Consider the following 12,312-nt stretch of genomic DNA (forward strand, 5'->3'; position numbering starts at 1 on the left):
GGGGTTAACGATCATCATGTACAAATTGAAAATGGGTATTATCGGTGCTGGAGGAATTGCCCAAAAAAGGCATATCCCAGCTTTTCAAAAATTTCAAGACAAGGTAGTTTTATACGCCATTCATGATATAGACGAGTCAAAGGCAAGAGATGTGGCAAGAGAATTTCATATCGAGAAGGTTTTCACCAACTACGAAGAAATGTTTGCAGAGGTGGATGCTGTCACGATTGCAACACCAAACAAATTTCATGCGGAGATTTCCATTGCCGCCCTGCAAGCTGGCGTACATGTACTCTGTGAAAAGCCGATGGCCATTACGACCGAGGAATGCAAGGCAATAACCGAGGCTGCCAATCTATCGGGAAAAGTGCTGTCGACCGCATATCATTACCGATTCATGAAGGAGGCGCAGGCTGCCAAGAAAATGATTCAGGCAGGTGAAATCGGTGAGCCTTATGTTGCACGTGTACAGGCAATCAGGCGGCGCAAAGTCCCTGGCTGGGGAGTATTTACAAGCAAGGAATTGCAAGGCGGGGGAAGCGTGATCGATTACGGCTGCCATTTGCTTGATTTGGCCTTATGGCTCATGGATGACCCGGAACCGATTGAAATCGTAGGGTCGACATATAATTATGTCAGTAAGGGAGTCGATCAGGTCAATCTATGGGGGAATTTCGATGCCTCGGTATTTGAAGTGGATGACCATGCCACCGCTTATATCAAATTTGCAAATGGGGCGTCCCTTTTGTTCGAAACCTCTTGGGCCGCGAATATTCGTGAGGAAGCCACGGTTTTGAGCCTATCCGGAACGCAGGGCGGACTGGATGTATTCCCGTTAGTGCTGAATCAGGCTAAGCACGGCATGCTTTTAAACAGTGAGGCCGTATGGATGCCAGGGGAGGATACACCGGATCTTCAACAGGCGGAGAACTTTATCAATAGCTGCTTAGGGTTGGTGGAACCATTGGTAAAACCAGAGGAGGCCATGAAAGTTTCGAAAATAATCGAAGCCATTTATCAAAGCTCAGCAAGTGGGAAGGTCATGAGCATAAATTAAAAAAAGGTGAGGTGGGGCATGTGAAATTAGGAATTTTTACAGTATTATTTGCTCAAAAATCATTCGAGGATATGCTTGATTATGTGGCGGATTCCGGTTTAAAAACAGTCGAAATCGGTACAGGCGGGTATCCAGGCAATATCCACTGTCCCCTCGATGAACTTCTTGAGAGTGAGGAAAAACGCCAAAAATACTTGGAATCCGTACAATCAAGAGGATTGTCGATCAGTGCGTTCAGCTGCCACGGCAATCCAATCTCACCGGACGAAGCATTCGCTAAAGAAAGTGACGAAACCCTGATCAAAACGATCAAGCTGGCATCCCTGCTCAAGGTCCCTGTCGTCAATACCTTTTCAGGTACTGCTGGTGATCATGAAGGGGCAAAACATCCAAACTGGCCTGTCGCACCGTGGCCGAATGAGTATTCAGAAGTGCTGAAATGGCAGTGGGAAGAAAAATTGATTCCCTATTGGAAAAGAGTTGCAGCCATTGCCGATGAACATCAAATAAAGATCGGGCTTGAGCTGCATGGGGGATTTCTCGTTCACACACCCTATACCCTGCTAAAGCTGCGCGAAGCTACATCTGATGCCATTGGCGCTAACCTGGACCCAAGCCATCTGTGGTGGCAGGGCATCGAGCCGGTCGGCGCCATCAAGATTCTCGGCAAAGCAGGAGCCATTTACCATTTCCATGCGAAAGACACATACCTGGATCAGGATAACATCAATATGTATGGACTAACCGACATGCAGCCATACGGGAATGTCCAAAGCCGTGCCTGGAACTTCCGCTCGGTAGGATGCGGACACAGCCTCCAAGAATGGTCCGATATCATGAGCGCCCTCCGTACATACGGATACGACTATGTCGTCAGCATCGAACACGAAGATCCGCTGATGTCAGTCGAAGAAGGGTTCCAGCGAGCTGTAACCAATCTGAAAACAGTCCTCATCAATGAAAGTCCCACAGAATTATGGTGGGTATGAACAAACCATATCAAGCAGCCTCAAGCAGGTTGCTTTTTATTTATGTCTGAATGAATGAAATGATCGAATTTCATGAGAAAACGCCCGAAATGTTGTGCAAAGACTAAACTCGCGAGTAAACGCGCCATGATCTCGAAAGTAAGCAATAAACTATGTAGATATCGCGTCCAAATTATGTGTTAGGAACGAATTCACGAGATTGCGAGAATATTGCATGGCAAATAAGACTATTCAAGCAAATAAAAGATGCCTCCTATTTTTGGGGGCATCTCGCTTTTTATCTTTGCCTAGGCGTGTAGTTCAATTCCGTAAACAGTTCCTTCAGTTCATCCTCGGTCAGGTCACGCCATTGGCCGAGCGCCAGGCCGTCTAAATGGATGTTCATGATTCGGATTCGGTGCAAATCACGGACTTCATAACCTAAAGCTGAGCACATGCGGCGGATTTGTCTGTTCAGTCCTTGCATCAAGGTGATGTTGAATGTGTATTTGGTCAATTGCTTAACTTTACAGGGAAGTGTTTTCGTATCCAAAATCTCTACGCCGGCTGACATTTCTTTAATGAATGAAGCGGTAAGCGGCTTATCAACGGTTACGATGTATTCTTTTTCATGTTTGTTCTCTGCACGAAGGATTTCATTTACGATATCTCCGTCATTCGTAAGCAGGATCAGTCCGCTTGAGTCTTTGTCGAGCCGGCCGATATGGAAAATGCGGAGCGGATGATTGACAAAGTCAACGATGTTTCCTTTAATATGTTTTTCCGTCGTACTAGTAATCCCAATCGGCTTATTCAGGGCAATGTAGACATTTTGTTGTTCCACTTTTATCGGATTGCCGTCTACACGAACATCATCACCCGATTGGGCTTGACTGCCAAGTTCAGCTATAGCTCCGTTAATCGTAACACGTCCTTCTGCAATCCATTTATCAGCGCCTCGTCTCGAGGTAATTCCTGATTCACTAATATATTTATTGATCCTCAACTAAAGCACACCTTTTCATTCGAATTTTCTTCTTTAAAGGATAACGTATATCATGCTTGATAGACAAGGTTTGATGAGAATTTCCGGATATTTATTACATGGTTGTCGTGGCAGGCCGATAGGACGCTTTCTTTTGGCTTGTCAAATGGACACCGATGAAGAAGAGAAGACCCGCCAAGGCTTTGGAAGGTGGAGCCCGATTGATCTGCTATAAGAAGGCTAAGAATGGAGGCAAAGACAGAGATCGGATTGAGCAGGACTTCAGCCAGGCCTTGATGTGACGAAGCGTTATATTCCAAAATATGAATGAGCCTACAGATGGGACAATCCCGATATAAAAGAGACCTTCAATGGCTGAAAAGATCGGGATGCTTTTTAGTTTTCTGCCGAATAGAAGGTTATCATTCAACTGGAAGGTCTTCACGATATGCCTCCAATGAAACGCCGCATAAGGAAATGTAATTGCCCGCCAAAAAATTAAATGGCCAGGATAAGATATAAGGTAGTGGTAGCTGTCTTCATCAGCCTTCCTTAAATCGATTAATCTTCAGGAAAAAGCTGCTCAGCTTGAGCTGAACAGCCTTTCCTTATCTGTTAAAAACTCAGATCACGCGAAGATGGCGCTGATTTCGGCAATTTCATCCATGGTCAGCTCGACATCCAAAGCCTTTAAGTTGCGTGTGACCTGTTCCGGTTTTTTTGCTCCGGGAATGAGGACATCGATTGAATGCCTGGTTAAATACCAAGCGAGTACTACATCTGCGACATCAGCATTCTTCCTGCTGGCAATGGCACGGACTTCTTCAACTTTTTGCAGGTTGCTGACAAATTCCTGACCTTGAAAGAGTGGGCTTTGTGCGCGTCCATCCTCGAATTTGGATTCTTGATTATATTTACCGCCAAGCAGCCCAGAAGCAAGGGGGAAATAGGGAATGAAAGAGATATCGTTTTCAGCAGTATATGGCAGCAAGTCCAGTTCCGCCTCGCGTTTGAATAAGTTATATTCGGATTGTAGGACATCGACATAGCCGTCTTTATTCGCTTCTTTTAATTGCTCGAACGTAAAATTGGAAACGCCGATTGCCTTGATTTTCCCGGCATCCCTCAATTCCTTCAAGGCACCTACCGCTTCATCCTTCGGTGTTCCTTCATCAGGGAAATGGATGTAGAATAAATCGATGTAATCGGTTTGTAGCCTTTTCAAGCTTGATTCCACCGCGCTCTTCAGGAAGGCGGGAGAATTATCAAGCACGACTTTGCCATCGACGAATTTGTGGGCTCCTTTAGTGGCAAGGACTACATTTTCACGTTTGCCCGTCTCTTTAAGAATTTCTCCGATAAGTTCCTCTGATCGCTCAGGACCGTAAATGAAGGCTGTGTCCCAAAAGTTAATCCCCTTTTCAAGCGCCGTTCTTAAGACATCTTTTCCGGTATCCTCGCTTAAATTGGGGAAAAGGTTATGTCCGCCAATGGCATTCGTGCCAAGGCCAATCGGATTAACGTACAATTCTGTTTTGCCAATACGGGTTTGCTTAGACATACTGCTTATCATCTCCTTTCCCTCATCATAACAAAAAGGTGGTGGTTATTTCCAAAATAAAGCAATATGGTCCCGAACAAAATAAACGATAAAAACGTCCGCCGCCTCATATTTCGCCCTAAAGGGGCAGGAAATTAGTCTACAGTTGGCGAAACTTCCTATATTCAGGGATAAAAGAACCGGAATAACTCCCTATTATCTTTCTAACCGCAACTATATTATAATAGAAGGCAGAACACTAAAGGAGATAACAGTATGTCTGAAAATAAAAAGTTAAGCCTGGCGGATGCGGTCAAACAAAAACTGGCTCAAAAGCAAGCAGGTTCAAGTAAAGATAAACTGGAAACCGGCGTAGTGAAGAAAACGAAACAGCTCAAAAGCCAGTTGACTAAAAAGCCGAATAACCAACGTAAGCGTACAGGGGTATAATCCTAATTCGTCAAGGGACAACGACTGTTCGGAGCTTATCAAAGAGCAGTGACCTTTCATGATGAAAAGGTGCTGCTTTTTTATATTTTTCAAGTGGGAATTATTATTCGTTTTTTAATGGTTAAAGGGACTGCTGTAACAGGGGGGCAAGGATAAGGGCACAAGGAAACATATTTTCTCGAATATGGAAATGACTTCTCTGTAACGGTTTATTAAAATCATTACAAATCCCTTCGCTTCTGTTTTAAAATTGTAAGAGTGGTGACATCTTGTTACCATATTGTTTTGTTAAAATAACATTTTAAGGTTTTAACAATAATTTTCTTAACTAAAGGAACGTATGGAGCTCTTTGCTCGGAAAGCTTCAGGAAGGCTTTAGCAAATCAGTGAACATCCTTTAATTGAAAATATGAAATATATCGGGGGAATAAAGATGGACGAACGTCTAATCGAAAAAAAATATTATGAAACGATGATTGAGGATGCAACGAAACATCCCATTCAAGCTTTGGGCGAAATGTTCCTCGTGGAACAAAAAAAGGAAAGAGCGGATTTGACCGCAATTCGATATGCACAAGGGGAAGTATACTTTCAACACCATGACTATGAAGCGGCCATTTTTAAATGGGAAAACATTGAGGGCGAGCTTGGATCGTGGGCGAAGAAAAATATCGCTGACGCCTATTTTGAACTGGAAATGTATTCAACGGCAGAAGATATCTATAAATCCGTGGTTACCGATGAAGCGGTGTTGAAAACGGAGGTTCTTCTGCAATTATTTTCCCTTTACATAGTGGAATCAAGAAATGACCTGGCGTCCAAAGTCGTGAAGGAAGCCGTTGAGTTTCAACCGGATTACCCGAATGTCACGGAAATTGCACGCGCCTTTTTTGAAGAACAAAAGGATTGGAACAGTGCGGTGGTCCTAGCGTCGGACGAAAGTATCCGTACGGAATCTATGAGCTGGTTCGATGTGCTGAAAACATATATCCAGCAGGGAGTCGCTCAATCGATGGCTCCGGACTATTTTTCAAATGTCTTAGGTTCGCTATATGCGCTCGACCAGAATCGTTTCGAAAAAATGACGGTTGCCCTCTGGAAAAATTATAAATATACCGATTCATATTTCGAATGGCTCAAAGTGATCAATAACTTGATAGATATGAGTGAATTAAATCAAGGAGACGTCTGGGAAGAGCTTACCGTCCTTTACCGGGATGCCTATGCAAGTCTGCTTGAAGGAACTCATTTGATCAAGGAGCTGAGCCCTGTCGTGCCAAGGCTCCTGGAAAACTGGCTGAAAATCGCAGATGGGGAGCTCTCGTTATTTGCAGCAGCCTCTGCGTTGTCCTGGAATGAAATATTCCCTGATACGATCAATGCACTGGTCATTCAGGATGCAGAAAGTCTGTTGGCGAAGTCCCCTAAATTGGGAGGCGGGCTCGAAGCTGGTGAAAAACTCTTCAATTCCATTATCCAGTGGGCTGAAGAGAATGATTTAAAGGTCGGCAACAAACTGAAGTGGATGGTCGAGGGGCTTAAAGATACCGGCAATTTCAATCTTTTGCTAGTTGGGAGTGCAGGCAATGGCAAGACTTCCTTCATCCAGTCGATTGTCGGCGAGAGCATTGCCGCCGAAGATCATTCGTCCCTGGTCAGCGTTAAAGACGGAGATGATTTGGAAATCCTCGAAATCACGGACACAGAGCGCAAGGCTGTAATGGAATTAACGGAATTGGATGAAACGCGCCGTCAGCGGGGGACGATTGTCGATGTTACGCTGATTAGTGACTACCTGAAGAATAATCGCCTGCGGCTGTTGGATACCCCTGGATTCAATGGGGAAAAAAGCGTCGAATCTGATTTCCAAGGCTATTTGCATGGCAGTGATGGCCTATTGTTCGTCCTTGACGCCCGGGCTCCTTTCACCGGAAGTGAACGGGATCTGTTATTGGAGATTCAAAAGCTGGCTCCGAAGCTGCCGATACACTTCTTGTTGAATAAGATGGATACGATTTACAGCGATCAAGTGGCAGTACGGATGGAAGACGAAACTTGGGATAAGGTGAATGCATATTTCCCGAATGCGAAAGTTTTCGCCTTCTCCAAGCTTTATGATAGCAAGCAGCAGCTGAAGGACCTTTCGGCTTTCCTTCAATCAAATTATCAAGATGGCAATTGGATGGAGAGAAGATCTGAAAAAATCCTTGCGTTCATTCGCAAAACTTTATCTTATTTGTTAGAAAAACGGGCCGCCAACGAGAGGAAATGTGAGCATTCCATCTCTTGGAATGAACAGATGGAGGTCAAGCTGAATGGCGCTGTCAACCAGCTGGCAGATTTGGAAAAAGAAAAAAGTGAAAATATCATAAGGGCGTACCGTATGATTAAAGATGAAGTGAAAAATCAGCTTTCTTCCAACATCCCCGAATTACTTAGGGATTGCTCTAAATCGTTAACGGAAAGCAGTGATTTCAGTCAGGTCCATATCGAGTTGAATCAGGAAATGAATGATCGGATCCAAGCTTTCATTTCCGATAAAATCATGCCGCAATATTACCGTTCGCTGCAAGACTGGATTGCCAGCTCCCAAATGGAATTCTCACAAAGCCAGCAGTTTATGGATGAAATGAGTTCAGGATTCAATGAACTATACAAGGAAGAACGGATCATGCTTGCCGGGGACTTCAGGGTATTGGATGACTGGCGCCGTGATGCGGACCGGATGACAAGCAGCATCCGGATCGAAAACGTCAATATCTTATTGCGCAGGACGCCATCACAGCTGCTGCTCAAAGGAGCAGGAAAACTATTTGGGGCGATTCCGCAAAATAAAGCCAATATGTACAATCGTTATAAGAAATACTTGGAAGGCGAGGATTACCAGGATGTAGCGGAGATGATAACGGATCGCTTCCTGACCCAATTCGGATTGTTTGAAAAATCCTTGGATCGGGACATCTCACTTTTCTATCGCAGCTCATTTGCCTTACTGCAAAAAACGATAGAACAAACGCAGACGGAAATTAAAGACTACCAGGCCGCCTTGGAGCATATGAAGGAAAATCCGGAAGTTTACCGTGACCCTATCACTTTGTTCGAAGTCAAATTGCGCCAGCTAGAGAGACTGGAAAAAATCGAGAAAAAGCGTCTAGCCCAACTGCAAAGAAAATAAATAGTCATGACGAACATTTCAAATATTCAAAAATCTATTGACTTTACGACTATATCCCTATAAAGTGGTAATTACGAAAAACGTAACACAATATATTCTCTTATCAAGAGTGGCGGAGGGACTGGCCCTAAGATGCCCAGCAACCGTTCCATTAGGAATTGGTGCTAAATCCTGCAAAACAGAAATGTTTTGACAGATAAGAGAGGGACAAGTCTGCAAAACAGCCGATTAAACCTCTCTATTACTAGAGAGGTTTTTATTTTAGGATTTACACCAACTTAACAGATAAGAATAATTGAAGAAAATGGGGGAAACAGGATGAGAAAGTCTATTAACGCTGCATTCATTACAGCTATCGCTTCTGCTTTGCTTTTAACGGGTTGCTCTTCAGGACAAAGTTCAACGGAACCGAAGCGAGAAGAAAAAGTTTCATTTGAAAATGTTCCAGAAAGATTTGCCGATGGGGAAGGAGCCAAAATCAAAGTCATCCGTAAAATAGGCGGAGATGATCATACGGCCCAATATTTGGCTGGAGCGAAGGAAGAAGGGGAAGACCTGGGGTTCCAAGTGGATACATATACAGCAAATGGAGATACGGCCAAATTCCATGATGCCATAGCCCAGGCTTTGCAGCAGGATTATGACGGCTATATCATTTCCCATGGGGATGATGCAGCAACAGTCAATGATGTTCAAAAACTGGTTGATGCAGGAAAAAGCGTTGTCACCTTCGACTCCATAAGCGATTTATCCAAGATAGACGGTGTTACATTAACTTCACAGGATGATGAAGCGCTGGCAACACTTGCTTTTGATAAGTTGATAGAAGAACAGAAAGGTAAAGCGGCAATCGCCTATCTGTGGGTGGATGGTTTTCCCCCAATGGTGAGAAGAAATGCCGTCTATCAGGAAAAATTAAAAGAAAATCCTGGTATAAAAGAGGTCGAAAGGTTCGGGGTGGCATCTGCCGATACTTCGGTTCAGACACAGAATGCAGTAGCCGCAATGCTGAATAAATATCCTAAAGGTAAATTGGATGCCATTTTCGCAACATGGGATGCGTTTGCTATCGGAGCAGCCAGGGCGATAAAAGAAGCTGGCCGTGATGAGGTGAAGATATACGGAATTGACGTATCCAATGCAGATCTTCAGGAAATGCACTCTGCCGATAGCTCATGGTCCTACACGGCAGCAGTCGATCCAAAGTTGATCGGGGCTGTGAATATGAGGATATTGGCAAAAAAATTAGCGGGCGAGGATACGCCGCAAACATATGATTTAGAGGCTTCGCTCATTTCACAAAAGCAAATCCAGGCTTCAAAAGAAGCGGTAAACATGACGAACCTATCTGGAATTGTCGATGGATGGGGTGAATCCAGCGAATTTGAAGAAGATTGGATGAAAGTCTTGAAAGATCACTATAAAAAGTAAAAAAAGAGGCACTCTCTTTCCTATGAAGGGGAGTGTCTGTTCAGGTAGGGGGAATGGACATGGCCACACAACTTGAAATGAAAGGCATTTCGATTGAATTTCCTGGAGTCAAGGCGCTTAAAGATGTTGATTTTTCGGTACGGTCAGGGACCGCCCATGCATTGGTCGGTGCAAATGGGGCAGGGAAATCCACGTTGATGAAAGTTTTATCAGGGGCCCATGTTCATTATTCAGGTGACATTTATCTCGATGGGATGAAGCGGGAAATTTGTTCGCCAAAGGAAGCGCAGGAACATGGCATTCAAATCGTGTATCAGGAAGTGGATACGGCACTCATCCCATACTTAACCGTCGGTGAAAATGTAATGCTGAATGAAATGGTCCAAAACATGGGCAAGAAACAGCTGGTCAAATGGAAAGATCTGCACAGCGCGGCCACACAGATTCTTGAAGATATGAACATTCATGTTCCTTCGAAAAAATTGGTGAAAGATCTGACCCTGGCCCAAAAGCAGATGGTCCTCATAGCCAGGGCCGTTTCGACTGAATGCAAATTCTTGATTCTCGACGAACCAACTGCCCCGTTAAGCCATACGGAGACCTCGGAACTTTTTCGAGTTGTAAATGAATTAAAGCAAAAGGGTGTAGGAATCATTTTCATCTCCCATCGTCTCCCAGAAATTTTTAGGGTTTGTGAGGAAATCACGGTCATGAGGAATGGAGAGCGTGTCGCCTGCCGAAAAATGGGCGATATCACCCAGAGTGAAGTGGTTGAGCTCATGCTTGGGAGAAGGATGGATGAACAGTTCCCGGAAGTGAATGCCGCAATTGGTGACGTCGTTCTGGAAGTGAAGGGATTATCAGATGCGGGGAAGATTAAGGATGTCAGTCTGCATTTGAAGGCAGGAGAGATAGTCGGCTTGGCAGGCTTGGTCGGGGCTGGGAAAACGGAGCTGTGTAAAGTCCTGTTTGGACATACTTCGATTGGTACGGGAAAAGTCATACTGAACGGCAGAAGGGTTTCCTTGAAATCACCGCATGATGCGGTAAAAAGCGGTTTGGCACTTGTACCGGAGGAACGCAGGAAAGAAGGGGTCCTTGTTCAGGAAACCGTTACGGCGAACTTGACTGCAGCCAGTATCGGCACATTTTGCAATACTTTCAGTGTTGTGGATCGTAAGGCGGAAAAGGAAAAAGCGAAGGAGATGATTGTGAGTCTCGGCATCAAGGCTTCCTCTGGTGAAGCGAAGGTCGAAAACCTTTCAGGAGGTAATCAGCAAAAGGTTGCCATCGGGAAGTGGCTTTTGGCGGATGCGGATGTATACATATTCGATGAACCGACAAAAGGGGTAGATGTTGGAGCAAAAAAGGATATATTCGAATTGATTGCAAAGCTTGCCAGGAAGGGGAAAGCGATCATTTATGCGTCCTCGGAGCTTTCCGAAATCATCGGCATTACCAATCGGACATATGTGTTATACGATGGAACAACGGTCATCGAACTACAAACAAAGAAAACCAATGAAGAAGAACTATTATTCTATTCAACAGGAGGAAAATAGGATGAACACAATCGTTCCTGTTACAGAGACCGCGAAAAAAAGAAAGGTGGAGTTGTTCGAGTTTTTCTATAAATACGGCACGATATTGACGATTATCCTTTTGATTGGAATCTTTGCCGCTTCCAATCCATCTTTCATTCAAACCAACAATCTGATCAATATCCTCCGCTCGATTTCAATCGTGACGATCATTGCGATCGGCATAACGATATCTTTAACGGTGGATGGATTCGACCTTTCCGTCGGTTCCGTCGCTTCATTGGCCAATGCAATCGTCATATCGATGTTTGTCTGGTTTTCGCAGGATACCTTGATTGCCATATTGGCTGCAATCGGTGCCTCACTTGTCGTAGGGGCCTTGAATTCGTTCATGATCGTTAAATTGAAAATCCCTGACATGCTGATGACATTGGCTACGATGTTCATTATTCAAGGCATAGCCCTTACCTATACAAAAGGGGCGACGGTTTCGCAAAATATGGTCATGCCTGATGGGACGTTCGCGACAGGACTGATCAGCCCGCTTTTCGCCAAAGTAGGCCAAGTACCATGGATTATTTTAATCATGGCAGTCATAGTGGTGACGACGCACATCTTTTTGACGTATACGAAGCACGGTCGTTATATGTACATAATCGGGGGAAATAAGGAAGCGGCAAGACTTTCCGGGATAGCGGTCAATAAATACAAGGTGCTAGCCTATCTCCTTTCCGCTTTATTTGCCGCCATCGGGGGCATTGTCCTTGCTTCAAGGGTCATGACATCTGAAATCAATTCGGGGGCGCCGTATTTAATGGATGCCGTTGCAGCTGCCTTCATTGGTTCCTCCGTCTTGGGGGCCGGGAAACCGAATGCCTTCGGAACCTTTATTGGAGCCGTCCTGATCGGAATCCTGCAAAATGGGCTGATCATGATGTCGGTGCCCTACTATGCAATGGATATCGTCAAAGGAACAGTGCTGGCCCTTGCACTTGCGATTACCTATTATAAACAAAAACATTAATGTTCCCATGATATTTATACATCAGTCCCTTTGCCATCATGAGCATGGGGGCTGATGTCATTCAGGTCATATAGGACTCATAATGAAATATGTGATTTTAAGGTGAGTTTTCTGCCCAGTTTCATCGGCATGGCTGTACAT

10 protein-coding genes and 1 riboswitch are annotated in these 12,312 nt (G+C 44.5%); of the genes, 8 read left to right on the forward strand and 2 right to left on the reverse strand.

From position 1 onward, the window contains the following. The first annotated feature begins 16 nt into the window (after window positions 1–16). Window positions 17–1,057, forward strand: a complete 1,041-nt coding sequence (locus AS888_RS02225; RefSeq protein WP_061140583.1) for a Gfo/Idh/MocA family protein — start codon at window positions 17–19, stop codon at window positions 1,055–1,057. A gap of 20 nt (window positions 1,058–1,077) precedes the next feature. Continuing rightward, window positions 1,078–2,046: a sugar phosphate isomerase/epimerase family protein gene (locus tag AS888_RS02230; RefSeq protein ID WP_061140584.1), complete on the forward strand. Its 969-nt coding sequence runs from the start codon at window positions 1,078–1,080 to the stop codon at window positions 2,044–2,046. Between the two features lie 277 nt (window positions 2,047–2,323). On the opposite strand, the gene rluF is transcribed toward AS888_RS02230, so the two are convergent. Further along, window positions 2,324–3,031, reverse strand: coding sequence for a 23S rRNA pseudouridine(2604) synthase RluF (gene rluF, locus AS888_RS02235; RefSeq protein WP_061140585.1), 708 nt, complete (start codon window positions 3,029–3,031; stop codon window positions 2,324–2,326). A gap of 155 nt (window positions 3,032–3,186) precedes the next feature. On the opposite strand from rluF, the gene AS888_RS26610 reads away from it, so the two are divergent. Next, window positions 3,187–3,312: a hypothetical protein gene (locus AS888_RS26610; protein WP_260320085.1), complete on the forward strand. Its 126-nt coding sequence runs from the start codon at window positions 3,187–3,189 to the stop codon at window positions 3,310–3,312. Between the two features lie 326 nt (window positions 3,313–3,638). Here the strand turns inward: AS888_RS26610 and AS888_RS02245 are convergent, their stop codons facing one another. After that, a complete protein-coding gene (locus tag AS888_RS02245) occupies window positions 3,639–4,571 on the reverse strand; it encodes an aldo/keto reductase (RefSeq protein ID WP_061140587.1) in 933 nt (310 codons plus the stop codon). 255 nt (window positions 4,572–4,826) lie between these two features. Between AS888_RS02245 and AS888_RS26055 the strand changes: the two genes are divergently transcribed. The 5 genes from AS888_RS26055 (at window position 4,827) to AS888_RS02265 (ending at window position 12,171) form a co-directional block, all read left to right on the forward strand. Continuing rightward, the gene (locus tag AS888_RS26055) at window positions 4,827–5,000 is read left to right on the forward strand and encodes a hypothetical protein (protein ID WP_164468807.1); all 174 of its coding nucleotides are present in this window, start codon (window positions 4,827–4,829) and stop codon (window positions 4,998–5,000) included. A gap of 433 nt (window positions 5,001–5,433) precedes the next feature. Beyond that, window positions 5,434–8,175 (forward strand): GTPase domain-containing protein, encoded by a 2,742-nt coding sequence (locus AS888_RS02250; protein ID WP_260320086.1) that lies wholly within the window; start codon window positions 5,434–5,436, stop codon window positions 8,173–8,175. Window positions 8,176–8,272: 97 nt separating this feature from the next. Then, window positions 8,273–8,378: riboswitch (SAM riboswitch) on the forward strand. Between the two features lie 115 nt (window positions 8,379–8,493). Further along, the gene (locus tag AS888_RS02255; RefSeq protein ID WP_061140588.1) at window positions 8,494–9,606 is read left to right on the forward strand and encodes a sugar ABC transporter substrate-binding protein; all 1,113 of its coding nucleotides are present in this window, start codon (window positions 8,494–8,496) and stop codon (window positions 9,604–9,606) included. Between the two features lie 59 nt (window positions 9,607–9,665). Next, the gene (locus tag AS888_RS02260; protein ID WP_061140589.1) at window positions 9,666–11,168 is read left to right on the forward strand and encodes a sugar ABC transporter ATP-binding protein; all 1,503 of its coding nucleotides are present in this window, start codon (window positions 9,666–9,668) and stop codon (window positions 11,166–11,168) included. 1 nt (window position 11,169) lies between these two features. Next, window positions 11,170–12,171 carry an ABC transporter permease gene (locus AS888_RS02265; RefSeq protein WP_061140590.1) on the forward strand — a complete coding sequence of 334 codons (1,002 nt, stop codon included), beginning with the start codon at window positions 11,170–11,172 and terminating at the stop codon, window positions 12,169–12,171. Window positions 12,172–12,312 lie beyond the last annotated feature (141 nt).

Source organism: Peribacillus simplex (genome assembly GCF_001542915.1).
Taxonomy (GTDB): Bacteria; Bacillota; Bacilli; order Bacillales; family DSM-1321; genus Peribacillus; species Peribacillus simplex_B.